The sequence below is a fragment of the Pseudomonas sp. L-22-4S-12 genome (assembly GCF_009799935.1).
Classification (GTDB): Bacteria; Pseudomonadota; Gammaproteobacteria; order Pseudomonadales; family Pseudomonadaceae; genus Aquipseudomonas.
In genome coordinates this window covers 218,445-244,643 of the sequence record NZ_WELL01000004.1, presented here as the reverse complement: position 1 = coordinate 244,643, position 26,199 = coordinate 218,445, and the positions used below count along the sequence as shown (strand labels likewise).

The following is a 26,199-nucleotide window of genomic DNA, read 5'->3' as shown; positions in this document are numbered from 1 at the left end:
AACGAGGAGCGAGAAAATGAGCGTTAGTGGCGTCAGTTCGGCCCTGGACCAGTACCAGATCAAGCAGGACACCACGCAGAACAAGGAACTGGGCAAGAACGAGTTCCTCAACCTGCTGGTGGCCCAGTTGAACAACCAGAACCCGCTGGAGCCCCAGGGCAACGGCGAGTTCATTGCCCAGCTGGCGCAGTTCAGCCAGGTCGAGGGCATCGAGAAGCTCAATACCAGCATGGGCTCGCTGCTGTCCGGCTACCAGTCGTCGCAGGCGCTGCAGGCCTCCTCCTTGGTCGGGCGCAAGGTCATAGTGCCGACCGACAAGGCCGTGGTGGATACCGCGGAAACCTTCAAGGCCAGCCTGGTTCTGCCGGTCACCAGCAGCAACGTCTACGTCAACGTCTACGACAGCACGGGCGCCACGGTGAACCGGGTCAACCTGGGGCAGCAGTCGGCCGGCAATGTCAGCTTCATGTGGGACGGCAAGGATGCCAGCGGCAAAGTCATGCCGCCCGGCACCTACAAGTTCGAGGCGCAGGCCAGCTATGCCGACGGCCCCAAGGCGCTGTACACCATGCTGCCCGCCAACGTCGACAGCGTCACCCTGGGCCAGAACGGCGGTGAGCTGACACTCAATCTTGCCGGCCTGGGCAGCGTGCCGCTGTCGCAGGTTCAGGTCATCGGTCAATAACGCACAGATCGTAAGCGCCGGCAGTAACGGCAAAGGAGTATTCCATGGCTTTCAATATCGGGCTCAGCGGTCTGCGCGCAGCCACCAGTGATCTCAACGTCACCGGCAACAACATCGCCAACGCCGGCACCGCCGGCTTCAAGCAGTCGCGCGCCGAGTTTGCCGACGTGTATGCCGCCTCGGTGCTGGGCACCGGCTCCAACCCCCAGGGCAGCGGCGTGCTGCTGGGCGATGTGTCGCAACTGTTCAACCAGGGCAACATCAACTACACGCAGAACGCCCTGGACCTGGCCATCAACGGCAACGGCTTCTTCCAGGTTAGTAACAACGGTGCGTTGAGCTATACCCGTGCGGGCTACTTCGGCACCGATAGGGACGGTTATATCGTCGATAACTTTGGTTACAACCTGCAGGGCTATACCGTGGATGCCAACGGCGTCCTGCAGCCTGGCGTGGTTGGCGACTTGCAGGTGCAGACTGAGAGTCAGGAACCCAAGGCCACGACAAAGATCGATCAGATATTCAACCTCAACTCGACCAACAGCGTGCCGGCCAACACGCCGTTCGATCCGACCGATCCGACCACCTACAACTCGTCCACTTCGACCAACATCTATGACTCCCAGGGCAACGCACACGTCCTCACGCAGTACTTCGTCAAAAGTGATGCGAACGAGTGGCAGATGAATATCCTGATCGATGGTCGCAGCCCTTCCGTCCCGACCGCCGCCGCACCGGCCGGAACCGAGCCGGACCGCTACCAGCTGAGCTTCGATGCGGCCGGGCAGATCAGCTCGCTGGCACCCATTACCGACATCACCACCACCCCGCCCACCGTCGGAGCCCCGATTACACCGGCTGGGCAGTTCACCATCGCGACCTGGAACCCGGCAGCGCCTGACACCAGTTCGCCCACCGGCTGGTCGCTCAATGGGGCGAATAGCAACCCGGGTGGTTTCACTTTCGACATGCGCGGTTCCACGCAGTTTTCCAGCTCCTTTGCGGTCAATAGCGTGAGTCAGGATGGCTATACCACGGGTGAGTTGTCCGGCCTGGAAATCAGCGAGACGGGTGAGATCTTCGCCCGTTACACCAATGGTCAATCCAAGGTTCAGGGGCAGCTGGTGCTGGCCAACTTCGCCAACGTGCAGGGCCTGACGCCGGTGGGCAAGACGCAGTGGGTGCAATCCTTCGCTTCCGGCGAGCCGGTACGCAACCCACCGGGCAGCGGTACCCTGGGGGTGGTTCAGGCCGGCGCCCTGGAAGACTCCAACGTCGAGCTGTCGGACCAGCTGGTGAACCTGATCGTGGCCCAGCGCAACTACCAGGCCAACGCCAAGACCATCGAGACCGAGAGCGCGATCACCCAGACCATCATCAACCTGCGTTGATTCGCCGCCCTCTGGCGATGGCTTGCCGCCGCCGGCAAGCCATCGCCGCTGCGACCCTGCAAAGGCTCCTTCGGGAGCCTTTGCTTTTATTTAAAGTTAATAAAATCAATGGCTTGCTTTGTTTTTTGAAGAGTGGCACGGCGTTTGCTGAATAGCTTGCATTGAAGTTGCGAGCGGCAATCGCCGACCCTCGGAGAAGAACATGGACAAGATGCTCTACGTTGCCATGACGGGCGCCAGCCAGAACACCATGGCCCAGCGTGCCCATGCCAACAATCTGGCCAATATTTCCACCACCGGCTTTCATCGCGACTTCGAGCAGGCGCGCTCGATGCCGGTGTTCGGCGACACCTTTGCGGCGCGCGTGTATGCGATGACCGAGCGCCCGGGCACCGACTTCACGCCGGGCACCCTGCAGGAAACCGGACGCGATCTGGACGTGGCGGTCGATGGCCAGGGCTGGATTGCCGTGCAAGCCGCCGATGGCAGCGAAGCCTATGTGCGCACCGGCAGCCTGCAGATCGATGCCCTCGGCCAGTTGCGCACCGGCAACGGTTTGCCGGTACTGGGCAACGGCGGGCCGATTGCCGTGCCGCCGGAGCAGAAGGTGGAGATCGCCCAGGACGGCACCATCAGCATTCGCGCCCTCGGCGAGGCGCCGAACGTGATGGCCGAAGTCGACCGCATCAAGCTGGTCAACCCGGACCCGAAAACCCTGGAGAAGGGCGCCGATGGCCTGATCCGGGTCAAGGACGCGACCCAGCCGCAGCTGGCCGATGCCAATGTGCGCCTGACTTCCGGCTTCCTCGAGGCGAGCAACGTCAACGCCGTCGAAGAAATGACCGCCATGCTCTCGCTGTCCCGCCAGTTCGAACTGCACGTGAAGATGATGCGTACCGCCGAAGAAGGCGCTACGGCCATGGCACGGGTCATGCAACTCAGCTAATTACCAACGCGAAGCGCCATGAAACCGGCGCTCGAGGAGAAAGAACATGCTTCCTGCTCTCTGGGTTGCCAAAACCGGTCTGTCCGCCCAGGACATGAACCTGACCACGATTTCCAACAACCTGGCGAACGTCTCGACCACCGGGTTCAAGCGCGATCGCGCCGAGTTCGAGGACCTGCTGTACCAGATCCGCCGTCAGCCCGGCGGCCAGTCCAGCCAGGACAGCGAACTGCCCACCGGCCTGCAGCTGGGTACCGGGGTGCGCATTGCCGGCACGCAGAAGATCCACACCCAGGGCAGCCTGCAGACCACCGAGCAGCCGCTCGACCTGGCCATCAACGGCCGCGGCTTCTTCCAGGTCCTGCTGCCGGACGGCACCGTTTCCTACACCCGTGACGGCAGCTTCCACCTGGACGCCGACGGCCAGGTCGTCACCAGCCAGGGCTTTGCCCTGGAGCCGGCCATCGTCCTGCCGGCCGAAGTGCAGACCTTCACCGTCGGCGAGGACGGCACCGCTTCGGTGACCACCCTCGGCAACCCGACGCCGCAAGTGGTCGGCAACATCCAGACCGCCGACTTCGTCAACCCGGCGGGCCTGCAGGCCATCGGCAACAACCTGTTCCTGGAAACCGCGGCCAGCGGTGCCCCGCAGGTCGGCACCCCGGGCCTGACCGGTCTCGGCGTGACGCTGCAGAACACCCTGGAAAACTCCAACGTCAGCGTGGTCGAGGAACTGGTGAACATGATCACCACCCAGCGCGCCTACGAGATGAACTCCAAGGTTGTCTCCACCGCCGACCAGATGCTGTCCTTTATTACCCAGAATCTTTAACGCGCGTGCCGGGCCTGACCCGGCAAGCGCCTGAAGCAACAAGAACGCCGTGAGGTAGTGGTTATGAACCGGCTGATGATTCTTCTTACCGTGCTGAGCGCCACCGTCCTGGGCGGCTGCGTGTCGCCACCGCCGAAGCCGGACGATCCCTACTACGCCCCGGTGCTGCCGCGTACCCCGCTGCCGGCTGCGCAGACCAACGGCGCCATCTACCAGGCCGGTTTCGAAACCAACCTGTACGACGACCGCAAGGCCTATCGGGTGGGCGACATCATCACCATCACCCTCAGCGAGAAGACCCAGGCGAGCAAGTCGGCCGGCTCGAAGATGGCCAAGGACAGCAGCGCCAATATCGGCCTGACCTCGCTGTTTGGCGGTGGCGTGTCGATGGATAACCCTGACAGCGACCTCAATCCTCTCGATGCGGCCAAGCTGAGCCTGGATGCCAGCTACAGCGGCAGCCGTGAAACCGAAGGCGACAGTGCCGCCGATCAGAGCAACAGCCTGTCCGGCTCGATCACCGTGACCGTCGCCGAAGTGCTGCCCAACGGCATCCTCTCCGTGCGCGGCGAGAAGTGGCTGACCCTGAACACCGGCGACGAGCTGGTGCGCATCGCCGGCATGATCCGTTCCGACGATATCGCCACCGACAACACCGTGTCCTCGACCCGGGTGGCCAATGCCCGCATCACCTACTCGGGCACCGGCGCCTTCGCCGATGCCAGCCAGCCTGGGTGGTTCGACCGTTTCTTCATGAGCCCGCTGTTCCCGTTCTGACCAGGTATCGATCATGAAGCGACTGATTTCCGTCATCTGCCTGCTGCTCGCCGCCGGCACCGTGCAGGCCGAACGCCTGAAGGATCTGGCCAGCATCCAGGGCGTGCGCAGCAACCAGCTGATCGGCTACGGCCTGGTGGTCGGCCTCAACGGCACCGGCGACCAGACCACGCAGACCCCGTTCACCCTGCAGACCTTCAACAACATGCTGGCGCAGTTCGGCATCAAGGTGCCGCCCGGTGGCGGCAACGTGCAGCTGAAGAACGTCGCGGCAGTGTCCATCCACGCCGAGCTGCCGCCGTTCGCCAAGCCGGGGCAGACCATCGACGTGACCATTTCCTCGATCGGCAACGCCAAGAGCCTGCGCGGCGGCAGCCTGCTGCTGGCGCCGCTGAAGGGCATCGACGGCAACGTCTATGCCGTGGCCCAGGGCAACCTGGTGGTCGGCGGCTTCGATGCCGGCGGCGCCGATGGTTCGCGGATCACCGTCAACGTTCCGTCGGCCGGGCGCATTCCGGCCGGGGCCACGGTGGAGCGGCCGGTGCCGAGCGGCTTCGAGCAGGGCAACAGCCTGACCCTCAACCTCAACCGCCCGGACTTCACCACGGCGAAGAACATCGTCGACCAGCTCAACGGCCTGCTCGGCCCGGGCGTGGCCCAGGCCATCGATGGCGGCTCGATCCGCGTCAGCGCGCCGCTGGACCCGAACCAGCGCGTCGATTACCTGTCGGTGCTGGAAAACATCGAGGTCGAGGCGGGGCAGGCGGTGGCCAAGGTCATCATCAACTCGCGCACCGGCACCATCGTCATCGGCCAGAACGTACGCGTGCAGCCGGCCGCGGTGACCCACGGCAGCCTGACCGTGACCATCACCGAAGACCCGATCGTCAGCCAGCCCGAGGCGTTCTCCGGCGGGCAGACCGCCGTGGTGCCGAACTCCAAGATCGATGCGGTGCAGGAGGCCAAGCCGATGTTCAAGTTCGGCCCCGGTACCACCCTGGATGAAATCGTCCGCGCGGTGAACCAGGTCGGCGCCGCCCCTTCCGACCTGATGGCCATCCTGGAGGCGCTCAAGCAAGCCGGCGCCCTGCAGGCTGACCTGATCGTGATCTGACGGAGGCGGCCATGGATTCCCGACTTTCAGCCGGCCTCACCGGCGGCAAGCCATTCGACAGCGGTGCCTACACCGACCTGAACCGGCTCAACCAGTTCAAGGTCAACGGCGACAGCGACGGCAACATCAAGAAGGTGGCGCAGGAGTTCGAGTCGCTGTTCCTCAACGAGATGATGAAGGCCATGCGCTCGGCGAACGCGGTATTCGCCGAAGGCAACTTCATGAACAGCAACGAGAGCAAGACCTATCAGGACATGCACGACCAGCAGCTGGCCGTGACCCTGTCCAAGAGCGGCGGCGGCATCGGCCTGGCCGATGTGCTGGAGCGCCAGCTGTCGAAGATGAAGGGGCCCAGCGAGCGGCCCAACCCGTTTGCCAAGGTGGTCGAACAGGCCGCCGTCGCGGCCGTCCCGCAAGGCTTCAAGGACGAGGCGGGGGGCGTGCGCGACGACTCCGAGCTGCTCAACCAGCGCCGCCTGAGCCTGCCGGGCAAGCTCACCGATCGCCTGCTGGCGGGCATCGTGCCGGCCGGCAGCGAGGCCGACACGCAGCCGCTGGCGGCTGCCGACTGGTTGCCGAACAAGGCCGCCAAGAGCGACGAACGCCAAACGCTGAACCTGCAAGACAGCGACGCCCTCAGCGGTCGGCGCCTGGCCCAGCCGCCGCTGGCGCCGGGCAAGTCGGCGTTCCAGTCGGCCGAGGAATTCATCGCCACCATGCTGCCGATGGCCGAACAGGCGGCGCAGAAGATCGGCGTCGATGCCCGTTACCTGGTGGCCCAGGCCGCCCTGGAAACCGGCTGGGGCAAGTCGATCATTCGCCAGCAGGATGGCTCCAGCAGCCACAACCTGTTCGGCATCAAGAGCCATGGCTCCTGGCAGGGCGAGTCGGCGCGGATGCTGACCACCGAGTACAAGGGCGGCGAGGCGGTCAAGGAGGCGGCGTCGTTCCGTGCCTACGACTCCTACCAGCAGAGCTTCAACGACTATGTGAGCTTCCTGCAGGGCAACGGCCGCTATCAGGATGCGCTGGCCGCAACCGACAACCCGGAGCGCTTCGTGCGCGAACTGCAGGAGGCCGGTTATGCCACCGACCCGCAGTACGCCCGCAAGATTGCCCAGATTGCCCGCAAGATGCAGACCTACCAGGCGGTAGCGTCCGTCGACGTCGCGACCACTAGGACCTGAGACTGAGATATGGCTGACCTACTGAATATTGGCCTGTCCGGGCTGGCGGCGAACAAGACCTCGCTGGCGGTCACCGGCCACAACATCAGCAACGTCAACACCCCCGGCTTTTCCCGCCAGGACACGGTGCAGGCCACGCGCATCCCGCAATTCAGCGGCGCTGGCTACATAGGTTCGGGCACCACGCTGACCGACGTTCGCCGCAGCTACAGTGAGTTTCTGACTACCCAGGTGCGCACCAGTACGGCGCTGAGCAGTGACGTGGAGGCTTACAGGAGTCAGATCGAGCAGCTCGACTCGTTGTTGGCCGGCACTACCACCGGCATCACGCCCTCGTTGCAGAAGTTCTTCTCCTCGTTGCAGACCGCCGCCGAAGACCCGGCCAACATTCCGGCGCGGCAGCTGGTGCTGTCCGAGGCGGAAGGCCTGGCCCGGCGCTTCAATACCGTCTACGACCGCATCAACGAGCAGAACGAGTTCATCAACAAGCAGATGGTGGCGGTCAGCGACCAGGTCAATCGCCTGGCGACCTCGGTCGCCAGCTATAACGAAGCCATTGCCGTGGCCGCGGCCAACGGCCAGCAGCCCAACGACCTGCTGGACGCCCGCGAAGAGGCGATCCGCCAACTGTCCACCTACGTCGGCGTGACGGTGGTGGCGCAGGATGACAGTTCGGTCAACCTGTTCGTCGGCTCCGGCCAGCCGCTGGTGGTGGGTAGCACCACCAGTCGCCTGGAAGTGGTGCCGGGGCAGGGCGACCCGACCCGCTTCGAGGTGAATTTTGTCAGTGGCGGTTCCAGCCAGGGCATCACCTCCCTGTTGACCGGCGGCGAGCTGGGCGGCTTGATCCGCTACCGCGCCGAGACCCTGGACCCGACCCTCAACTCGCTCGGCCGGCTGGCGCTGGCGGTCAGCGACCAGGTCAATACCCAGCTCGGCCAGGGCCTGGACTTGAAGGGGCAGGTGGGTACCGCACTGTTCGGCGACTTCAACGATGCGGCGCTGGCGGCGCTGCGGGTGCGGGCGTTCTCGACCAATACCGGCAACGTCCAGCCGGCGCTGAACATCACCGACAGCAGCGTACTGACCACCAGCGACTATCGCCTGGAATATGACGGCACCAACTACACGGCACGGAGGTTAAGCGATGGCGAGGCCATGACGCTGACTCCTGCGGGCCCCTACACCTATCCGCAAACCCTGACCTTCACCGATGCGGCCGGTCGCGACCAGGGCTTCGAACTGGTCATCGATAGCGCGCCGGCGGCTGGCGACAAGTTCCTGCTGCAGCCCACCCGGCGTGGTGCTACCAGCATCTCGACGGTGCTGGATCAGCCCGATCAGCTGGCCTTTGCCGCGCCCCTGCGCTCCGAGGCCAACCTGCAGAACCGCGGCAATGCAGTGATCGGTCAGCCCTCCATCGACAACGTCCAGGATCCGCTGGTTCCGGCGGATCTGCAGGCGCTATCGCCGCTGACCATGACCTATGCCGGGCCGGTTGCGCCGGCCACCACGGGGACGCTGACCCTGAGCGCGCCAGCAGGCGTCACCGTTTCGCCGGCTACCCTGAGCATCACTCCGGGGCAGAGCAACACCCTGAGCTACACGATCACTTCTGCTGGCAGCACGCTGGAGGTCTCGCAGGCTTTCAGCGGTCGCCCGGAAACTGGTGACACCTTCAACCTCGGTTTCAACCAGAACGGCGTCTCCGACAACCGCAACGCCCTGAAACTGGTGGACCTGCAGAGCAAGCAGACCGTTGGCGTGGACAAGACGGTGGGCATCGCCACCGGTGTCAGCTTCACCGATGGCTATGGCGACCTGGTCGAGCGGGTCGGCACCCTGACCGCCCAGGCCCGCCAGGACAGCGAGGCCACCGGTGCCATCCTCAAACAGGCCACCGACAACCGCGACTCGCTGTCGGCGGTCAACCTCGACGAGGAAGCCGCCAACCTGATCAAGTTCGAGCAGTACTACAACGCGTCGGCGCAGATCATTCAAGTTGCCCGCTCTTTGTTCGATACCCTGATCAACACCTTCAGGTAAGCCGTAGGGTGTGCGGGGCCGCCTAGGCCGTGCGCACCAATGAACCGCCCGGTGCGCACGGCGCACCCTACAGAATCCACCGGGGCCCGCCGGTTGCAGCAAGAGGCTCAAGCATGCGCATCTCCACCATCCAGGCGTTCAACAACGGCGTGCAGGGCCTGCAGCGCAACTATGCCAGCGTTACCCGCACCCAGGAGCAGATCAGCACCGGCAATCGCATCCTTACCCCAGCCGATGATCCGGTAGCCTCGGTACGCCTGCTGCAGCTGGAACAGCAGCAGAACGTGCTGACTCAGTACAAGGACAACCTCACGGCGGCGGACAACAGCCTGACCCAGGAGGAAGCCACCCTCAACTCGGTCAATACCATCCTCCAGCGTGTACGCGAGCTGGCGGTGCAGGCTGGCAATGGCGGGCTCAGCCAGGCGGACCGGCAGTCCATCGCCGCGGAACTGGGCGAGCGCGAGGGCGAGCTGCTCGGCCTGATGAACACGCGTAACGCCCGCGGCGAGTACCTGTTCGCCGGGTTCCAGGGCAAGACCCAGCCTTTTGTGCGCCAGGCCGATGGCTCCTACAGCTATGAGGGCGACGAGGGGCAGCGCAAACTGCAGGTGGCCAGTTCGCTGGATCTGGCGATCAGCGACAGCGGCAAGAAGATTTTTGAGAACGTCACCAATGCCGGGCGCGTGGACAGCGCGCTTACCGTGAGTCCTGCCGGTTCTACCCTGAGCGTTTCTGCGCCCCTGGTGCAGGATGAAGTGGCGTTCGCTGCAGCCCCGCCGAACAACTTCCCGGCGGCAGGCATCCAGATCGTCTTCGGCAATCCTGATGCCAGCAGTTACGAGGTGTTCGAGATCGGCGTTCCGGCCCCGGTGCTGGCCAATGGCAAGCTGGATGATGACCCGGGCAACAGCGATCAGCTGGTGTTTCGTGGTGTGACCCTGCAGTTCGACGGGGTTCCGGTCGGCGGCGAGACCATTCAGGTCACGGCCGACCCGAGTCAGGAAAAACAGGGCATTCTGACGACCATCGCCAATCTGCGCACGGCCCTGGAAGACGGTGTGGATACGCCCGCCGGAAGCCTGCAGATTCGCGACGCGGTGGCCGAGGCACTAACCAACCTAGATCACGGCATGAGCACGGTGGACGGAGTGCGTGGCGAAATCGGCGCGCGCCTGAATATCATCGACTCCACCCGAACTGACAATGAAGACGTCAGCCTGGTGAATAAGGGAGTGCAGGCTGATCTGCGCGAGCTGGATTATGCTGAGGCTCTGTCGCGCCTGTCTTTCCAGTCGGTAATTCTGGAAGCCGCACAGCAAAGCTATGTGAAGATCAGCAGTCTTAGCCTGTTCAATCAGCTGCGCTGACACATTGCGGACTGGGCTTGCACCCCTGAAAAATGGCAGGAAGCGGGTCGAAACCCGCCCCCAGAGAAAAAGCCTCCCGGGAAGTCGTGGAGGCTTTTGTTTTTGCCGCAGTCATTTCAATGCGGTGCCTTAGCGCAGCGACCGATCTTCGTGATCAGCGGTTAGACATGTCATTTTTCGCTCGTGGGGCTTTTCTGCTGGGGCTGGCGCGTTTCCAGTCCTGCTCTGACGCCGCGTGTTCACGCGTGCCAGGGCTAGGTGGTGGTGTGAGATGTCTGTGCAATGCCGATATGCCGACGAAAAGCCGCCAGCGTTGCGTTTTTCTTCTCGATGCCGGTTTAACCGATTGTTCTTGTTAGGGAAAAAAAATTCGCCAAAACGTGGAAAAAGCCCCTAAAGCATCCTTGGGTAGCGCCGATAAAGATTACGAATGCGAAGTTTATGGGCGCCTGAGCAAATTGCAGGCTCACAGCTCGCAAACTCAGGCAAACCTAAGTACCAGCGCCCTCGGAGGCAAATACCATGGCTCTTACTGTCAATACTAACGTCGCGTCCCTCAACACTCAGCGCAACCTGAACTCCTCGTCCAACGCCCTGGCGACTTCGATGCAGCGTCTGTCCACCGGTTCGCGCATCAACTCCGCCAAGGACGATGCCGCCGGCCTGCAGATCGCCAACCGCCTGACCAGCCAGATCAACGGCCTGGGTGTTGCGGTAAAGAACGCCAACGACGGTATCTCCCTGGCGCAGACCGCCGAAGGCGCCCTGCAGCAGTCGACCAACATCCTGCAGCGTATGCGTGACCTTTCCCTGCAGTCGGCCAACGGCTCCAACAGCGACTCCGAGCGCGAGGCGCTGAACTCAGAAGTGGGTCAGCTGAAGAAAGAACTCGACCGTATCAGCAACACCACCACCTTCGGTGGTCGCAAGCTGCTGGACGGCAACTTCGGCACCACCAGCTTCCAGGTCGGTTCCGCGGCCAACGAAAGCATCAGCGTCAGCATTGCCGAGATGAGCACAGATTCGCTCGAAGGCAACTTCTTCAAAGGTGCATTTGGCAATGCCACCGCTGCGGCTACCGCAGACGGTACCGCAACCCTGGCTCTCGTTTTCTCGGATACCACGAAGAACGTGACTCTGGATGTCGAGCTGAAGACTACCGATACAACTGCCCAGATCACCGACAAGCTGGCGGCCGCCATCAACGATGCAAACCTGGAAGTGGGTGTGCATAAGGATTCCGCCGGCGCCTATCAGGTGATCAACAAGGGCGATGCCGACACGCCAACTACCAGCGCCCTGACCAGCATCACCTTTGGTGCCGGCACCGCTACTGGTGCTGCGTTTGCTGCCGTTGCTACGCCTACTGTGGTAGCTACCAACACTGTCGACGATATTGATATCACCGATGTCGCTGGTGCGCAGTCCGCGGTGCTGGTCATCGACGATGCGATCAAGCAAATTGACGCCCAGCGCGCCGACCTCGGTGCGGTGCAGAACCGCTTCGACAACACCATCGCCAACCTGCAGAACATTGGCGAAAACGTCACGGCCGCCCGCGGTCGTATCCAGGACACCGACTTCGCTGCGGAAACCGCCAACCTGAGCAAGAACCAGATTCTGCAACAGGCCGGCACCGCGATCCTGGCCCAGGCCAACCAGCTGCCGCAGGCGGTGCTCAGCCTCCTGCAGTAAGCTGAAACAGCCAGTCAGCGTTAGACTACGGGGGGAAGTGCTTGGCGCTTCCCCCCGTCTTGCCATTGAGAGGGTGTGACGATGGACGTAGGTATCAGCAATCCGTTGTCGTTGGTAACAACTGGATCAAGGTCGCCAGCCGGGACGGCTGGAGGTTCTGCTTTGCGCGCTGAAGCGCTGCCCGCGACCGACACGGCAACCCAGCAGCCCGAGCAGTCTGCGGAGTCGGTCAGGGAATCCGTTGAAAAGGCCGTGTCCTCGATTCAGGGCTTCGTGCAATCGATCCGGCGCGATCTGAACTTCGATTTCGATGACTCCTCCGGGCGCGTGGTGGTCAGGGTCACGGATTCGGCCTCGGGAGATGTCGTTCGTCAGATCCCCACTGAAGATGCGTTGCGTTTGGCCGAAAACCTGGAAGAGGTCCGTAGCCTGCTGTTCAAGGCCGAAGCCTGAGTGGCATGAATTTTGGTTGTGTTTGGTTTTCAGCGTAAAAGCGTCAACCCCATGACGAGGTGGTCAGCATGGTCGGTATAACCGGTATTGGTTCTGGCATCGATATCGACAGCATCGTCGGTTCGTTGGTCAATGCGGAAAAGGCTCCGAAGGAAGCGCAGCTGGCGCGTCTTGAAAAGGCCACGACGACCAAGTTCTCCGCATTGGGCCAGCTCAAGAGCTCCCTGAGCGCCTTTCAGACAGCACTGAAGGAATTGAACGATACTTCGCTGTTTGAAAAGCGTACGGCCAGCTCATCCAATACCGCTTCGCTAACCGCTTCTGCCAGCAAGAGTGCCCTGGCTGGCATCTACCAGGTGGCGGTGAATCGCCTGGCGGCCTCCAGCAAGGTGGCTTCTGCTGCGGTGGACAACACCTTCGGCAGTGGTGCGGCGGAGGAAACCTTCACCGTCAAGCTGGGTGTTGCTGATACCGGAACGCAAGTCAAGATCGCCGCGGGTTCCGATTTGTCGAGTACCCGTGACCAGCTCAATGCGGCGCTCAAGGACAAGGGTATCAGCGTCAATATCGTCAGCAATCCGGGCTCGACCACCGGCGAGTCGCGCCTGGTATTCAGCTCCAGCAAGACCGGGGCCGGCCAGGATGTGATCGTGACGGGCACGGGTAATCTGGCTGCGCTGGATGCCAACGGGACCGTTGCCTTGAATGCGGCGGATACTGCCAGCGCGGGTTACATCACCCAGGCGGCCGATGCCGAGTTCAGCATCGACGGGCTGACGCTGACTAGCCCGACCAATAGTGTGACCGGCGCCATTCCGGAAGTGACCCTTGAACTGGTTGCCAAGACCGAGGTGGACAAGCCGCTGACGGTGACGGTGGGTCAGGATACCGGCGGCGTTACGGACAGTATCAAGAAGTTTGTCGACGCCTATAACAAGCTGATCAAGACCAGCAATGAACTGACCAGCGTTGTGTCGGTGGGCGAAGGCAAGGAGCCGGTGGTCGGCGGCCTGGTTGGCGATACCACGGTGCGCAACCTACTCAGTGCCGTACGTAACGAGTTGGTCAACCCGGCGAGTCAGGATGGGGTTCGCGTATTGTCAGATCTGGGTATCACCACTCAGAAAGATGGCACCCTGAAAATCGACGATGCCAAGCTCAAGACTGCGCTCGATAATAACTTCGATGCGGTGGGCACCTTCTTTACCGGCGAAAGTGGCCTGATGAGCCGAATCGACAAACGCATCGACGGCTTCGTCAAGACCGGTGGCGTGCTCGAACAGCGGATCAGCGGTCTGCAGTCCACCATCGATGACATCGACAAGCAGAAAGAAAACCTCGCCCTGCGAATCGAGAAGGTGCAGGCCCGCCTGTATGCCCAATTCAATGCCATGGATGCCCTGGTCGGACAGCTGAACCAGACCAGTGATCGGCTGACCCAGTCCCTTGGCAGCCTGCCGGGCTTCGTGAAAAAGGATAGTTAAGCGATGAGCAAGAAATCCATCGACACCTACAAGCAAGTTCGGATCAGCCAGGATGTCAGCAATTACCGAGTGGTACAGATGCTGCTCGATGGGGCTATCGAGCGCGTGCTCTTGGCGAAGCAGGCTCAGGCAGAGGGCAAACCCAACCTGCGTGGCGAGGCGGTGGGCTCGACACTGAGCATCATTGGCGTGCTGCAGGCCAGTCTGGATAAGGAACTGGGCGGTGAGATTGCCGAGAACCTTGATGCGCTGTACGACTACATGACCCGCCGTCTGGCTGGCGTCGCCCTGGATGGCACGCCGCGTTCCCTGGACGAAGTCCAGGCGCTGCTGGGGCAGATCAAGACTGCCTGGGATGCCATCGGCCCTGAGGTCGAAACGTCCCCGATCGCCTGACTTCATCGCTAAAGCTTTGCGCTGTGTTGCCGATATCTTGGGTATCCAGCAAGCAGAATGGCGAGAGCGACAATGAATGCGATGGCGGCCCTCCGGCAGTATCAAACCGTCAACACTCAGACTCAATTGACCGATGCAGATCCGCACCGCCTGATTCAGATGTTGATGGATGGCGGCCTGTCCCGTCTGGCTCAGGCCAAGGGCGCGATGCAGTACGGGCAATTGGCGGCCAAGGGTGAGCTTATTGGCAAGGCCATCGGTATCATTGGCGGCCTGCGCGATGGGCTGAACTTTGCGCAGGGCGGCGAAATCGCGGTCAACCTGGACCGGCTCTATGAATACATGGTGTCTCGCCTGGTCAAGGCCAATCGGGACAACGATGTGGCGCTGATCGACGAAGTGGCCGGTCTGCTGCGTAATGTGAAATCCGGTTGGGATGCCATCAGCCACTGATGCGTGCCGCAAGCCGAGAGGGGAATCTCATGAGTTCATCCGTGCAACGTCTGGAAGCCACCGGCAGCGCCCTGCGCGATGCCCTGGCCCGGCAGGACTGGGCGGCCATCGGCGAACTGGATGCGCAGTGCCGGCAGGCCGTCGACGAAGCCATGGTCGAGGCCGTGCGCGATGAGGGCGTGTTGCGTGAACGCATGCAGGAATTGCTCGACCTCTATCGCGAGCTGGTGACCATGTGCCAGACCGAGCAACGCCGCCTGGCCGGCGAGCTGGTGCAGCTGAACCAGTCGCAGCAGGGCGCGAAGGTCTACCAACTGTTCACCTGAGTTCGGCTTCGGCGACCCGAGTCGAACGCGTTTTTGCCCTTCATTCTGATTTTCCTCGCGAATACGCAAGAAAAATCACGTCATTAAATTGACTCGTGCCTTGTTTTTGACTTTACTAGTGGCCAATTGCCGGTGTTGCCTGCTGTAGTGGCAGGCAATTTCATTTCCAGCTCGCGAGTCAGAACCTAACAAGATGTGGCGTGAAACCAAGATTCTGCTGATTGACGACAACAGCGAGCGCCGCCGCGATTTGGCGGTCATCCTCAATTTCCTCGGCGAAGAACACTTCTCCTGCGACAGTTCCGGCTGGCGGGAAACCGTGGCGCCGCTGGACTCCAGTCGCACCGTGCTGTGCGTACTGCTCGGCGATGTTGCGGCCAAGGGCGGGGCGCTGGAGCTGCTCAAGCAGCTGACGGCCTGGGATGAAAACCTGCCGTTGCTGCTGATCGGCGAGGCGGCGCCGGCGGACTGGCCGGAGGACCTGCGCCGTCGCGTGCTGGCCAGCCTGGAAATGCCGGCCAGCTACAACAAGCTGCTCGATTCCCTGCACCGTGCCCAGGTCTACCGCGAGATGTACGACCAGGCCCGCGAGCGCGGTCGCCAGCGCGAACCCAACCTGTTCCGTAGCTTGGTCGGCACCAGCCGCGCCATCCATCACGTGCGGCAGATGATGCAGCAGGTCGCCGATACCGAGGCCAGCGTACTGATCCTCGGCGAGTCCGGCACCGGCAAGGAAGTGGTCGCGCGCAACCTGCATTACCACTCTCGGCGTCGCGAGGCGCCGTTCGTGCCGGTCAACTGCGGCGCGATTCCGGCCGAGCTGCTGGAAAGCGAGCTGTTCGGCCACGAGAAGGGCGCGTTCACCGGCGCCATCACCAGCCGGGCCGGGCGTTTCGAGCTGGCCAATGGCGGCACCCTGTTCCTCGACGAGATCGGCGACATGCCGTTGCCGATGCAGGTCAAGCTGCTGCGCGTGCTGCAGGAGCGCACCTTCGAGCGGGTCGGCAGCAACAAGACGCAGAGCGCCGACGTGCGCATCATCGCCGCCACCCACAAGGACCTGGAGAAGATGATCGAGGAGGGGACTTTCCGTGAAGACCTCTACTACCGCCTCAACGTCTTCCCCATCGAGATGGCGCCGCTGCGCGAGCGGGTGGAAGACATCCCGCTGCTGATGAACGAGCTGATTTCGCGCATGGAGTTCGAGAAGCGCGGTTCCATCCGCTTCAACTCGGCCTCGATCATGTCGCTGTGCCGGCATGACTGGCCGGGCAACGTGCGCGAGCTGGCCAACCTGGTCGAGCGCATGGCGATCATGCATCCCTATGGGGTGATCGGCGTGGGTGAGCTGCCGAAGAAGTTCCGTCATGTCGATGACGAGGACGAGCAGCTGGCGACCAGCCTGCGCGAGGAGTTCGAGGAGCGCGCCGCCATCGGCGCCGGGCTGCCCGGGGTATCCACCGCCGCCATGCTGCCGCCGGAAGGCCTGGACCTCAAGGACTACCTGGGCAACCTCGAGCAGGGCCTGATCCAGCAGGCGCTGGATGATGCCGGCGGGGTGGTGGCGCGAGCCGCCGAACGCCTGCGCATTCGCCGCACCACGCTGGTCGAGAAAATGCGCAAGTACGGCATGAGCCGCCGCGAGGATGAGGGCCAGGAAGACTGAGGGGAAACCCTTTCGCCAGCAAGCTGGCTCCTACCAAGGCAATGCTCACTTGTAGGAGCCAGCTTGCTGGCGATTGTTGGCCAAGGAGAGCTTGGAATGGAGTCCATGCATCAACCTCCCGGCAGCCACGCGCTACGCAAGGGACGGTATTCCGAAGCCGGTCGAATTTATCTCCTGACCAGTGTCACGCAAAACCGAGTTCCGGTATTTGCAGACTGGCGCCTGGGACGCCTGCTGGTCCGCGAAATGCGTTTGTTGCATGACGATGAAAGAGTGAATTCTTTGGCCTGGGTGATCATGCCCGATCATTTGCACTGGCTGATCGAACTTCAGCAGTTGCCCCTCGATAAGCTCATGCGGCAGCTCAATTCGCGCAGCGCGATTGCGATCAATAGAGCCTGTGGCGGGCAGGGCAGGTTATGGCAGAAAGGTTTCCACGATCATGCATTGCGCCGCGATGAAGATATTCAGGCGGTGGCTCGGTATGTGATAGCCAACCCGTTGCGTGCCGGGCTGGTGAGGCGGGTTGGGGACTATCCGTTGTGGGATGCCGTTTGGTTGTAGGCCCCTTTCGCCAGCAAGCTGGCTCCTACAGACGCAATGCTTTCCTGTAGGAGCCAGCTTGCTGGCGAAATAGAGCCGGAGCTTTGACACAGCCTCCGGCTTTATTTTTTAACTAATTGATTAATAACGATATTTTTTTAGGCACGGGTATTGCTAAGACTCTTCTGACTGACCATCTGCTGACGGTCTGCCCAGTGAGAGAAGAGCATGAGCCAGGCCGCCCAACAGCCGCAAATCCCGCAATCCGTGGCCCCCGCGCCCGTCGAGCAAGCCAGCCGCGCGAGCCTGGAGCAGGCGTTCGAGCTGTTCAACCAGATGTCGACCCAGCTCACGGCCTCCTACAGCATGCTCGAAGCCCGGGTCACCGAGCTCAAGGGCCAGCTGGCGCTGGTCAGTGCCCAGCGCATGCAGGAGCTGGCGGAGAAGGAGCGCCTGGCCCATCGCCTGCAGAGCCTGCTCGATCTGCTGCCGGGCGGCGTCATCGTCATCGACGGCCAGGGTGTGGTGCGCGAAGCCAATCCGGTGGCGCGCAATCTACTGGTCAAGCCGCTGGTCGGCATGCTCTGGCGTGAAGTCATCCAGCGCAGTTTTGCCCCGCGAGAGGATGACGGCCATGAAATTTCCCTCAAGGATGGCCGCCGGCTGTCCATCGCCACCCGTTCGTTGCATGGCGAGCCGGGGCAGCTGGTATTGCTCACCGACCTGACGGAAACCCGTCGCCTGCAGGATCAGCTGTCGCGCCACGAGCGCCTGTCGGCCCTGGGGCGCATGGTCGCCTCGCTGGCCCACCAGATTCGCACGCCGCTGTCCGCGGCCCTGCTGTATGCCAGCCACCTGGCCGAACAGGCGTTGCCGCTGGAACAGCAGCAGCGCTTCGCCGGGCGCCTGAAGGAGCGCCTGCACGAGCTGGAGCACCAGGTGCGCGACATGCTGGTGTTTGCCCGCGGCGAGCTGCCCCTGCCGGATCGCCTCGCCCCGGCGGCGCTGTTCGCTGCCCTGCGCAGCGCGGCCGAGTCGCATGTGCAGGGCCTGAACGTGCGCTGGCAGTGCGATGCCCGCGGCGGCGAGCTGCTGTGCAACCGCGACACCCTGGTCGGCACCGTGCTCAACCTGATCGAGAACTCGATCCAGGCCGCCGGCCGCGAGGCGCGCCTGAAGATTCATCTGTATGCACGCGGCAACAGCCTGCGCCTGTGCGTCAGCGACAACGGCCAGGGCATCGCCCCGGACACCCTGGCGCGCCTCGGCGAGCCTTTCTTCACCACCAAGACCACCGGAACCGGCCTCGGCCTCGCCGTGGTCCAGGCGGTGGCGCGCGCCCACCAGGGCGAACTGCAGCTGCGCTCGCGCGTCGGCCGCGGCACCTGCGCCACCCTCGTTCTGCCGCTGCTTCCCGCGGTGCAATCGGTTAACCAGGAGTAACGCCATGACTGCCAAGATTCTGCTGGTCGAAGACGACCGCGCGCTGCGCGAGGCACTGGCCGACACCCTGCTGCTCGGCGGGCACGAGTTGCGTGCGGTGGAGTGTGCCGAGGACGCGCTGCTGGCGCTGACCGAGGAGGCCTTCAGCCTGGTGGTCAGCGACGTCAACATGCCGGGCATGGATGGCCATCAGCTGCTCGGGCTGATCCGTTCGCGCTACCCGCAGCTGCCGGTGCTGCTGATGACCGCCTACGGCGCGGTGGAGCGGGCCGTGGATGCGATCCGCCAGGGCGCCGCCGATTATCTGGTCAAGCCGTTCGAGCCCAGGGCTCTGCTCGATCTGGTGGCCCGCCACGCCCTCGGCCGCCTCGGTGCGGCCGAGCAGGACGGCCCGGTGGCCTTCGAGCCGGCCAGCCTGCAGTTGCTGGAGCTGGCCGCGCGGGTGGCGCGCAGCGATTCCACCGTGCTGATTTCCGGCGAATCGGGTACCGGCAAAGAGGTGCTGGCGCGCTACATCCACCAGCAGTCGCCGCGGGCCGGCAAGCCGTTCATCGCGATCAACTGCGCGGCGATTCCGGACAACATGCTCGAGGCCACCCTGTTCGGCCACGAGAAGGGCGCGTTCACCGGGGCGATTGCCGCCCAGCCGGGCAAGTTCGAACTGGCCGAGGGTGGCACCATCCTCCTCGACGAAATTTCCGAGATGCCCATGGCACTGCAGGCCAAGCTCCTGCGTGTGCTGCAGGAGCGCGAGGTGGAGCGGGTCGGCGCGCGCAAGCCGATCAACCTGGATATCCGCGTGCTGGCCACCACCAACCGCGACCTGGCCGGCGAAGTGGCGGCCGGGCGTTTCCGCGAGGACCTCTACTATCGCCTGTCGGTGTTCCCGCTGGCCTGGCGGGCGCTGCGCGAACGTCCCGCCGATATTCTGCCGCTGGCCGAGCGCCTGCTGGCCAAGCACGTCAAAAAAATGAATCACGCCGCCGTGCAGCTCTCGCCCCAGGCTCGCGCCGCACTGCTGGGCCACGGCTGGCCGGGCAATGTGCGCGAGCTGGACAATGCCATCCAGCGTGCGCTGATCCTGCAGCAGGGCGGACTGATCCAGCCCCAGGACCTGTGCCTGACCGCACCGATCGGCATGGCCGTGGCGCCGGCTGCGGCCCAGCCCTTGAGCCTGGTGCCGCCGGTAGCGGCCGTCGACACGCCGGCCGCGCCGGTGGAGGCGGGAGGCGCCTTGGGCGAGGACCTGCGCCGCCGCGAGTTCCAGGTGATCATCGACACCCTGCGTTCCGAGCGTGGCCGCCGCAAGGAAGCCGCCGAGCGTCTGGGCATCAGTCCGCGCACCCTGCGCTACAAGCTCGCACAGATGCGCGATGCCGGCATGGATGTCGAGGCGTATCTGTTCGCCAGTTGATGCGTAGGATGGCGATGCCTAGCGGGCAGACTGCTGGGTTACGCCTGCGGCTAAGCCATCCTTCGTCGCCCCTCTTTGGCCCGCCCTGTGCGGGCCTGCGTTCTTTGGCACCCTTGTTGCTAATACCTCTGTACAGAGCCGCGTAGCGTCAAAAAACCGCGGCCGTCGGAGAACGATCATGAGTCAAGGTGTCGAGTTCAATCGCCTGATGTTGGAAATGCGCTCCATGCAGATGGAGGCCATGGCCAAGCAGAAGCCGCCTGTCGCCAGCGTGGCGGAGCCGGGAGCGCCGAGCTTCGCCGACATGCTCGGCCAGGCCGTGGGCAAGGTGAACGAGACCCAGCAGGCCTCGACGCAGCTGGCCAACGCCTTCGAGATGGGCCAGGGCGGCGTCGACATCACCGATGTGATGATCGCCTCGCAGAAGGCCAGCGTCTCCTTTCAGGCCATGACCCAGGTGCGCAACAAGCTGGTTCAGGCCTACCAAGACATCATGCAGATGCCGGTCTAACGGGGCGGAGTTGAGTCATGGCTGAAGCAGTCGCTGCAAACGTACCCGCCACCACCTCGGCGGCCGAAACGAAGAAACCGCTGTTCGGCTTGTCGTTTCTGGAAAACCTCTCCGACATGTCCATGCTGCGGCAGATCGGCCTGCTGGTCGGCCTGGCCGCCAGCGTGGCGATCGGCTTCGCCGTGGTGCTCTGGTCGCAGCAGCCGGACTACCGGCCGCTGTACGGCAGCCTGGCCGGCATGGACACCAACCAGGTGGTCGAGGCCCTGGCCGCCGCCGATATCGCCTACACCATCGAGCCGAATTCCGGCGCCCTGCTGGTCAAGTCGGAAGACTACGGCCGCGCGCAGATGAAACTGGCCAGCGCCGGCGTGACGCCGCGCGACGGCAACGTCGGCTTCGAGATCCTCGACCAGGAGCAGGGCCTGGGCACCAGCCAGTTCATGGAAGCCACCCGCTACCGTCGCGGCCTGGAAGGCGAGCTGGCACGCACCATCTCCAGCCTGAACAACGTCAAGGCGGCCCGCGTGCACCTGGCCATCCCGAAGAGCTCGGTGTTCGTGCGCGACGAGCGCAAGCCCAGCGCCTCGGTGCTGGTCGAGCTGTATCCGGGCCGTGCCCTGGAACCGAGCCAGGTGATGGCCATCGTCAACCTGGTCGCCACCAGCGTGCCGGAACTGACCAAGTCGCAGATCACCGTGGTCGACCAGAAGGGCAACCTGCTCTCCGACCAGGAGGAAATGTCCGAGCTGAGCATGGCCGGCAAGCAGTTCGACTACAGCCGGCGCATGGAGAGCCTGTTCACCCAGCGCGTGCACAACATCCTGCAGCCGGTGCTGGGCAACGGCCGCTACAAGGCGGAAGTCTCCGCCGATGTCGACTTCAGCGCCGTCGAATCGACCTCGGAAATGTTCAACCCGGACCAGCCGGCGTTGCGCAGCGAGCAGCAGGTCAACGAACAGCGTTCCAGCAGCCTGCCGTCGCAAGGCGTGCCGGGTGCCCTGAGCAACCAGCCGCCGGGCGCGGCTGCCGCTCCGCAGCAGGCGGGCGCAGCCCAGGCCGGCCCGGCCGGGCCGATCGCCGCCGGGCAACCGTTGCTGGATGCCAATGGCCAGCAGGTCATGGATCCGGCCACCGGCCTGCCGATGCTGGCGCCGTATCCGGCCGACAAGCGCGAGCAGTCCACCCGCAACTTCGAGCTGGATCGTTCGATCAGCTACACCAAGCAGCAGCAGGGCCGCCTCAAGCGCCTGTCGGTGGCGGTGGTGCTGGATGACAAGGTCAGCACCAACGCCGAGACCGGCGAGGTCACCCGCACGCCCTGGGGGGCCGAGGAACTGGCGCGCTTCACCCGTCTGGTGCAGGACGCCGTGGGCTTCGACGCCAGCCGCGGCGACAGCGTCAGCGTGATCAACGCGCCGTTCTCCGCCGATATCGGCGAGGAGGTCATAGAGATTCCGTTCTACTCGCAACCCTGGTTCTGGGATGTGGTCAAGCAGGTGCTCGGCGTACTGTTCATCCTGGTGCTGGTGTTCGGTGTGCTGCGTCCGGTACTCAACAACATCACCACCGCCGGCAAGGGCGGCTCCGCTGGCGGTCGTGCCGGCGACGTCGACCTCGGCGACATGGGCGGCCTGGACGGCGAGCTGTCGGCCGACCGGGTGAGCCTCGGCGGCCCGCAAAGCATCCTGCTGCCCAGCCCGTCCGAGGGGTATGATGCGCAACTGAACGCCATCAAGAGCCTGGTGGCAGAAGATCCGGGCCGCGTGGCCCAGGTGGTGAAAGAGTGGATCAACGCCGATGAGTGACAATCGCACTTCAGCCAAGCTGAACAAGGTCGACAAGGCCGCCATCCTCCTGCTGTCCCTCGGCGAGACCGATGCCGCGCAGGTGCTGCGCCATCTCGGGCCCAAGGAAGTGCAGCGGGTCGGCGTGGCCATGGCCGGCATGCGCAATATCCAGCGCGAGCAGGTCGAGGGCGTGATGAGCGAGTTCGTCGACATAGTCGGCGACCAGACCAGCCTGGGCGTCGGCGCCGACGGCTACATCCGCAAGATGCTCACCCAGGCTCTGGGCGAGGACAAGGCCGGCAACCTGATCGACCGCATCCTCCTCGGCGGCAGCACCAGCGGCCTGGACAGCCTGAAGTGGATGGAGCCGCGCGCCGTGGCCGACGTGATCCGCTACGAGCACCCGCAGATCCAGGCCATCGTGGTCGCCTACCTCGACCCCGACCAGGCCGGCGAAGTGCTCGGCCACTTCGACCACAAGGTGCGCCTGGACATCGTCCTGCGCGTGTCTTCGCTCAATACCGTGCAGCCGGCGGCGCTCAAGGAACTCAACCAGATCCTCGAGAAGCAGTTCTCCGGCAGCGCCAGTACCACCCGCGCCAACCTCGGCGGGGTCAAGCGCGCTGCCGATATCATGAACTTCCTCGACAGCTCGATCGAAGGCCAGCTGATGGACTCGATCCGCGAGGTGGACGAGGACCTGTCGAGCCAGATCGAAGACCTGATGTTCGTCTTCGACAACCTCGCCGACGTCGACGACAAGGGCATCCAGGCGCTGATGCGCGAGGTGTCCTCCGACGTGCTGGTGCTGGCGCTCAAGGGCGCCGACGAGGCGATCAAGGAAAAGGTCTTCAAGAACATGTCCAAGCGCGCCGCCGAACTGCTGCGCGACGACCTGGACGCCAAGGGGCCGGTTCGCGTCAGCGACGTCGAGACCGCGCAGAAGGAAATTCTCACCATCGCTCGTCGCATGGCCGAATCCGGCGAGATCGTTCTCGGCGGCGCGGGCGGCGAGGCGATGATCTAAGGCGGATAGCAGCATGGTCCCCAAGGATGCGCCCAGCGAGCTGATTCGCGCCAAGGATGTCGCCGGCTTCGACCGCTGGGCCTTGCCCAGCTTCGATCCCGAGGTGGCGGTGCCGGCCGAGCCTGAACCGATGCAGGTTGCCGAACCCGAGCCACAGCCGCAGATGGAAGAAGTTGCCATCGAGGAGGTCAAACCGCTGACCCTCGATGAACTCGAGGCGATCCGCCAGGACGCCTACAACGAGGGGTTTTCCGCCGGCGAGAAGGATGGCTTCCATGCCGGCCAGCTCAGGGCCAAGCAGGAGGCCGATGCGGCCCTGGCGCTCAAGGTGCAGAGCCTGGAGCAGCTGATGGGCCAGTTGCTGGAGCCGATCGCCAACCAGGATCGGGAGCTGGAGCTGGCCCTGGTCAACCTGGTCGGCCAGATGACCCGCCAGGTGATCCAGCGCGAGCTGAGCAGCGATTCCAGCCAGATCCGCAGCGTGCTGCGAGAAGCCCTCAAGCTGTTGCCGATGGGCGCCAGCAATATCCGCATCCACATCAACCCGCAGGATTTCGAGCTGGTCAAAGCCCTGCGCGAACGCCACGAGGAAAGCTGGCGGATTCTCGAAGACGAATCGCTGCAGCCCGGCGGTTGCCGGGTCGAGAGCGAGCACAGCCGCATCGACGCGAGCATCGAGACGCGCCTGGCGCTGGCCCTCAAGCAGATGTTCGAGCAGCAGCGCGCGCAGATGACCAGCCCGCCCGAGGCGGACATCCACCTCGATCTGGAGGCGCCCGATGCGCCTTGAGCGCACCAGCTTCGCCAAGCGCCTGGCCGGTTACACCGAGGCCGTCGAGCTGCCCAGCCAGCCGGTGGTCGAGGGCCGCCTGCTGCGCATGGTCGGCCTCACCCTGGAGGCCGAAGGCCTGCGCGCCGCGCTGGGCAGCCGCTGCCTGGTGATCAACGACGACAGTTACCACCCGGTGCAGGTCGAGGCCGAGGTCATGGGTTTTTCCGCCGGCAAGGTGTACCTGATGCCGGTCGGCAGCCTCACCGGCATCGCCCCCGGCGCCCGCGTGGTGCCGCTGCCGGATACCGGGCGCCTGCCAATGGGCATGTCGATGCTCGGCCGGGTGCTGGACGGCGCCGGCCGCGCCCTGGACGGCAAGGGCGGGATGAAGGCCGAGGACTGGGTGCCGATGGACGGGCCGACCATCAACCCGCTCAAGCGCCACCCGATCAGCGTGCCGCTGGATGTCGGCATCCGCTCGATCAACGGCCTGCTCACCGTCGGCCGCGGCCAGCGCCTGGGCTTGTTCGCCGGCACCGGGGTGGGCAAGTCGGTGCTGCTGGGCATGATGACCCGCTTCACCGAGGCCGAGATCATCGTGGTCGGGCTGATCGGCGAACGCGGTCGCGAGGTCAAGGAGTTCATCGACGAGATCCTCGGCGAGGAGGGCATCAAGCGCTCGGTGGTGGTCGCCTCGCCGGCCGACGACGCGCCGCTGATGCGCCTGCGCGCGGCCATGTATTGCACGCGCATCGCCGAGTACTTCCGCGACAAGGGCAAGAACGTCCTGCTGCTGATGGACTCGCTGACCCGCTTCGCCCAGGCCCAGCGCGAGATCGCCCTGGCCATCGGCGAGCCGCCGGCGACCAAGGGCTACCCGCCCTCGGTGTTCGCCCGCCTGCCGCGGCTGGTGGAACGTGCCGGCAATGCCGAGGCCGGCGGCGGTTCGATCACCGCCTTCTACACCGTACTGAGCGAGGGCGACGACCAGCAGGACCCGATCGCCGACGCCGCGCGCGGGGTGCTCGACGGTCACTTCGTGCTGTCGCGCCGGCTGGCCGAGGAGGGACACTACCCGGCCATCGACATCGAGGCCTCGATCAGCCGGGTCATGCCGCAGGTGGTCAGCCCCGAGCACCTCAAGCAGGCGCAGCGTTTCAAGCAGCTGTGGTCGCGCTACCAGCAGAGTCGCGACCTGATCAGCGTCGGCGCCTATGTGCCGGGCGGCGATGCCGACACCGACCTGGCCATCGCCCGTCAGCCGGTCATGGCCCGCTACCTGCGCCAGGGCCTGCGGGAAAGTGAAGGCCTGGCGGCCAGTGCCGCGCAACTGGCCCAGGTGTTCAACCCCTCGGCACCCGGCGCCTAAGCCATGGCCAATAGTCGTGCCGCGCGCCTGGCGCCGGTGATCGAGATGGCCGAGCGCGCCGAACGCGAGGCGGCGCGCCAGCTCGGCCACTGCCAGGGCCTGCTGGGCAAGGCCGAGGCGCAGCTTGGCGAACTCGAACGCTACCGTGGTGATTACCAGCAGCAGTGGCTCACCGAGGGCCGTCAGGGCGTGTCCGGGCAGTGGCTGATGAACTACCAGCGGTTTCTCTCGCAGCTGGAAACCGCCATCGGTCAGCAGCAGCAGAGCGTCAACTGGCACCGCGACAACCTGGGCAAGGCGCGCAGTCTCTGGCAACAGCGCTATGCTCGTCTGGAAGGCCTGCGCAAGCTGGTGCAGCGTTACCTCGACGAGGCGCGCCTGGCTGAAGACAAGCGCGAGCAGAAATTGCTCGACGAGCTGGCCCAGCGCCTGCCCGTGCGTGATCAGTCGTGATCGCGGTTGCCGCCTGCGACGCCGAGTGCTAAATCTGTCGCAGCACGGCACGCATA

At 64.1% G+C, this 26,199-nt stretch carries 25 protein-coding genes; all 25 read left to right on the top strand.

Annotation, left to right across the window (positions count from 1 at the left end):
* Window positions 1-16 precede the first annotated feature (16 nt).
* The 25 genes from flgD to fliJ all read left to right on the top strand — a co-directional run bounded on the left by flgD (window position 17) and on the right by fliJ (window position 26,143).
* Window positions 17-685 carry a flagellar hook assembly protein FlgD gene (gene flgD, locus F3I16_RS12430; RefSeq protein ID WP_160493909.1) on the top strand — a complete coding sequence of 223 codons (669 nt, stop codon included), beginning with the start codon at window positions 17-19 and terminating at the stop codon, window positions 683-685.
* Between the two features lie 44 nt (window positions 686-729).
* Window positions 730-2,076 carry a flagellar hook protein FlgE gene (flgE, locus tag F3I16_RS12425; protein ID WP_160493908.1) on the top strand — a complete coding sequence of 449 codons (1,347 nt, stop codon included), beginning with the start codon at window positions 730-732 and terminating at the stop codon, window positions 2,074-2,076.
* A 202-nt stretch (window positions 2,077-2,278) separates the two neighbouring features.
* Entirely contained in the window at window positions 2,279-3,022 is a 744-nt protein-coding gene (gene flgF / locus F3I16_RS12420) for a flagellar basal-body rod protein FlgF (protein ID WP_160493907.1), read from the top strand.
* 46 nt (window positions 3,023-3,068) lie between these two features.
* Window positions 3,069-3,854 carry a flagellar basal-body rod protein FlgG gene (gene flgG, locus F3I16_RS12415; protein ID WP_160493906.1) on the top strand — a complete coding sequence of 262 codons (786 nt, stop codon included), beginning with the start codon at window positions 3,069-3,071 and terminating at the stop codon, window positions 3,852-3,854.
* Window positions 3,855-3,917: 63 nt separating this feature from the next.
* The gene (flgH, locus tag F3I16_RS12410) at window positions 3,918-4,631 is read left to right on the top strand and encodes a flagellar basal body L-ring protein FlgH (RefSeq protein ID WP_160493905.1); all 714 of its coding nucleotides are present in this window, start codon (window positions 3,918-3,920) and stop codon (window positions 4,629-4,631) included.
* A gap of 13 nt (window positions 4,632-4,644) precedes the next feature.
* Entirely contained in the window at window positions 4,645-5,745 is a 1,101-nt protein-coding gene (locus F3I16_RS12405; RefSeq protein ID WP_160079319.1) for a flagellar basal body P-ring protein FlgI, read from the top strand.
* Between the two features lie 11 nt (window positions 5,746-5,756).
* Entirely contained in the window at window positions 5,757-6,932 is a 1,176-nt protein-coding gene (gene flgJ, locus F3I16_RS12400; protein ID WP_160493904.1) for a flagellar assembly peptidoglycan hydrolase FlgJ, read from the top strand.
* Window positions 6,933-6,941: 9 nt separating this feature from the next.
* Window positions 6,942-8,978 (top strand): flagellar hook-associated protein FlgK, encoded by a 2,037-nt coding sequence (gene flgK / locus F3I16_RS12395; protein ID WP_160493903.1) that lies wholly within the window; start codon window positions 6,942-6,944, stop codon window positions 8,976-8,978.
* 113 nt (window positions 8,979-9,091) lie between these two features.
* Complete coding sequence (gene flgL, locus F3I16_RS12390; protein WP_160493902.1) at window positions 9,092-10,348, top strand: flagellar hook-associated protein FlgL; 1,257 nt, start codon at window positions 9,092-9,094, stop codon at window positions 10,346-10,348.
* A 522-nt stretch (window positions 10,349-10,870) separates the two neighbouring features.
* Window positions 10,871-12,043 (top strand): flagellin, encoded by a 1,173-nt coding sequence (locus tag F3I16_RS12385; RefSeq protein WP_160493901.1) that lies wholly within the window; start codon window positions 10,871-10,873, stop codon window positions 12,041-12,043.
* 81 nt (window positions 12,044-12,124) lie between these two features.
* The gene (locus tag F3I16_RS12380; RefSeq protein ID WP_160493900.1) at window positions 12,125-12,496 is read left to right on the top strand and encodes a flagellar protein FlaG; all 372 of its coding nucleotides are present in this window, start codon (window positions 12,125-12,127) and stop codon (window positions 12,494-12,496) included.
* A gap of 68 nt (window positions 12,497-12,564) precedes the next feature.
* On the top strand, window positions 12,565-13,980 hold the full coding sequence (gene fliD / locus F3I16_RS12375; RefSeq protein WP_160493899.1) for a flagellar filament capping protein FliD: 1,416 nt from the start codon (window positions 12,565-12,567) through the stop codon (window positions 13,978-13,980).
* 3 nt (window positions 13,981-13,983) lie between these two features.
* Complete coding sequence (gene fliS, locus F3I16_RS12370) at window positions 13,984-14,376, top strand: flagellar export chaperone FliS (protein WP_160493898.1); 393 nt, start codon at window positions 13,984-13,986, stop codon at window positions 14,374-14,376.
* A gap of 72 nt (window positions 14,377-14,448) precedes the next feature.
* Window positions 14,449-14,829, top strand: coding sequence for a flagellar export chaperone FliS (gene fliS / locus F3I16_RS12365; protein WP_160493897.1), 381 nt, complete (start codon window positions 14,449-14,451; stop codon window positions 14,827-14,829).
* A gap of 29 nt (window positions 14,830-14,858) precedes the next feature.
* Window positions 14,859-15,155: a flagellar protein FliT gene (gene fliT, locus F3I16_RS12360; RefSeq protein WP_160489636.1), complete on the top strand. Its 297-nt coding sequence runs from the start codon at window positions 14,859-14,861 to the stop codon at window positions 15,153-15,155.
* Between the two features lie 193 nt (window positions 15,156-15,348).
* Window positions 15,349-16,821 (top strand): sigma-54 dependent transcriptional regulator, encoded by a 1,473-nt coding sequence (locus F3I16_RS12355; protein WP_160493896.1) that lies wholly within the window; start codon window positions 15,349-15,351, stop codon window positions 16,819-16,821.
* Window positions 16,822-16,926: 105 nt separating this feature from the next.
* Complete coding sequence (locus F3I16_RS12350; RefSeq protein WP_160494036.1) at window positions 16,927-17,385, top strand: transposase; 459 nt, start codon at window positions 16,927-16,929, stop codon at window positions 17,383-17,385.
* A 207-nt stretch (window positions 17,386-17,592) separates the two neighbouring features.
* Window positions 17,593-18,807 (top strand): PAS domain-containing sensor histidine kinase, encoded by a 1,215-nt coding sequence (locus F3I16_RS12345; protein WP_160493895.1) that lies wholly within the window; start codon window positions 17,593-17,595, stop codon window positions 18,805-18,807.
* A 4-nt stretch (window positions 18,808-18,811) separates the two neighbouring features.
* Entirely contained in the window at window positions 18,812-20,221 is a 1,410-nt protein-coding gene (fleR, locus tag F3I16_RS12340; protein WP_160493894.1) for a sigma-54-dependent response regulator transcription factor FleR, read from the top strand.
* A gap of 178 nt (window positions 20,222-20,399) precedes the next feature.
* Window positions 20,400-20,732, top strand: a complete 333-nt coding sequence (fliE, locus tag F3I16_RS12335) for a flagellar hook-basal body complex protein FliE (protein ID WP_160079342.1) — start codon at window positions 20,400-20,402, stop codon at window positions 20,730-20,732.
* A gap of 17 nt (window positions 20,733-20,749) precedes the next feature.
* Entirely contained in the window at window positions 20,750-22,540 is a 1,791-nt protein-coding gene (gene fliF, locus F3I16_RS12330) for a flagellar basal-body MS-ring/collar protein FliF (RefSeq protein ID WP_160493893.1), read from the top strand.
* Window positions 22,533-23,549, top strand: coding sequence for a flagellar motor switch protein FliG (gene fliG / locus F3I16_RS12325; protein WP_160493892.1), 1,017 nt, complete (start codon window positions 22,533-22,535; stop codon window positions 23,547-23,549). Before fliF ends, fliG begins: the two co-directional genes overlap by 8 nt.
* 13 nt (window positions 23,550-23,562) lie before the next feature.
* The gene (gene fliH, locus F3I16_RS12320) at window positions 23,563-24,339 is read left to right on the top strand and encodes a flagellar assembly protein FliH (RefSeq protein WP_160493891.1); all 777 of its coding nucleotides are present in this window, start codon (window positions 23,563-23,565) and stop codon (window positions 24,337-24,339) included.
* The gene (gene fliI / locus F3I16_RS12315) at window positions 24,329-25,690 is read left to right on the top strand and encodes a flagellar protein export ATPase FliI (protein ID WP_160493890.1); all 1,362 of its coding nucleotides are present in this window, start codon (window positions 24,329-24,331) and stop codon (window positions 25,688-25,690) included. Before fliH ends, fliI begins: the two co-directional genes overlap by 11 nt.
* A gap of 3 nt (window positions 25,691-25,693) precedes the next feature.
* Entirely contained in the window at window positions 25,694-26,143 is a 450-nt protein-coding gene (gene fliJ / locus F3I16_RS12310; RefSeq protein ID WP_160493889.1) for a flagellar export protein FliJ, read from the top strand.
* The last annotated feature ends 56 nt before the right edge of the window (window positions 26,144-26,199 follow it).

Bases quoted from the DNA above. Each gene is read 5' to 3' on its own strand.
- flgD (WP_160493909.1), top strand. From the start codon at position 17: ATGAGCGTTAGTGGCGTCAGTTCGGCCCTGGACCAGTACCAGATCAAG.
- flgE (WP_160493908.1), top strand. From the start codon at position 730: ATGGCTTTCAATATCGGGCTCAGCGGTCTGCGCGCAGCCACCAGTGAT.
- flgF (WP_160493907.1), top strand. From the start codon at position 2,279: ATGGACAAGATGCTCTACGTTGCCATGACGGGCGCCAGCCAGAACACC.
- flgG (WP_160493906.1), top strand. From the start codon at position 3,069: ATGCTTCCTGCTCTCTGGGTTGCCAAAACCGGTCTGTCCGCCCAGGAC.
- flgH (WP_160493905.1), top strand. From the start codon at position 3,918: ATGAACCGGCTGATGATTCTTCTTACCGTGCTGAGCGCCACCGTCCTG.
- F3I16_RS12405 (WP_160079319.1), top strand. From the start codon at position 4,645: ATGAAGCGACTGATTTCCGTCATCTGCCTGCTGCTCGCCGCCGGCACC.
- flgJ (WP_160493904.1), top strand. From the start codon at position 5,757: ATGGATTCCCGACTTTCAGCCGGCCTCACCGGCGGCAAGCCATTCGAC.
- flgK (WP_160493903.1), top strand. From the start codon at position 6,942: ATGGCTGACCTACTGAATATTGGCCTGTCCGGGCTGGCGGCGAACAAG.
- flgL (WP_160493902.1), top strand. From the start codon at position 9,092: ATGCGCATCTCCACCATCCAGGCGTTCAACAACGGCGTGCAGGGCCTG.
- F3I16_RS12385 (WP_160493901.1), top strand. From the start codon at position 10,871: ATGGCTCTTACTGTCAATACTAACGTCGCGTCCCTCAACACTCAGCGC.
- F3I16_RS12380 (WP_160493900.1), top strand. From the start codon at position 12,125: ATGGACGTAGGTATCAGCAATCCGTTGTCGTTGGTAACAACTGGATCA.
- fliD (WP_160493899.1), top strand. From the start codon at position 12,565: ATGGTCGGTATAACCGGTATTGGTTCTGGCATCGATATCGACAGCATC.
- fliS (WP_160493898.1), top strand. From the start codon at position 13,984: ATGAGCAAGAAATCCATCGACACCTACAAGCAAGTTCGGATCAGCCAG.
- fliS (WP_160493897.1), top strand. From the start codon at position 14,449: ATGAATGCGATGGCGGCCCTCCGGCAGTATCAAACCGTCAACACTCAG.
- fliT (WP_160489636.1), top strand. From the start codon at position 14,859: ATGAGTTCATCCGTGCAACGTCTGGAAGCCACCGGCAGCGCCCTGCGC.
- F3I16_RS12355 (WP_160493896.1), top strand. From the start codon at position 15,349: ATGTGGCGTGAAACCAAGATTCTGCTGATTGACGACAACAGCGAGCGC.
- F3I16_RS12350 (WP_160494036.1), top strand. From the start codon at position 16,927: ATGCATCAACCTCCCGGCAGCCACGCGCTACGCAAGGGACGGTATTCC.
- F3I16_RS12345 (WP_160493895.1), top strand. From the start codon at position 17,593: ATGAGCCAGGCCGCCCAACAGCCGCAAATCCCGCAATCCGTGGCCCCC.
- fleR (WP_160493894.1), top strand. From the start codon at position 18,812: ATGACTGCCAAGATTCTGCTGGTCGAAGACGACCGCGCGCTGCGCGAG.
- fliE (WP_160079342.1), top strand. From the start codon at position 20,400: ATGAGTCAAGGTGTCGAGTTCAATCGCCTGATGTTGGAAATGCGCTCC.
- fliF (WP_160493893.1), top strand. From the start codon at position 20,750: ATGGCTGAAGCAGTCGCTGCAAACGTACCCGCCACCACCTCGGCGGCC.
- fliG (WP_160493892.1), top strand. From the start codon at position 22,533: ATGAGTGACAATCGCACTTCAGCCAAGCTGAACAAGGTCGACAAGGCC.
- fliH (WP_160493891.1), top strand. From the start codon at position 23,563: ATGGTCCCCAAGGATGCGCCCAGCGAGCTGATTCGCGCCAAGGATGTC.
- fliI (WP_160493890.1), top strand. From the start codon at position 24,329: ATGCGCCTTGAGCGCACCAGCTTCGCCAAGCGCCTGGCCGGTTACACC.
- fliJ (WP_160493889.1), top strand. From the start codon at position 25,694: ATGGCCAATAGTCGTGCCGCGCGCCTGGCGCCGGTGATCGAGATGGCC.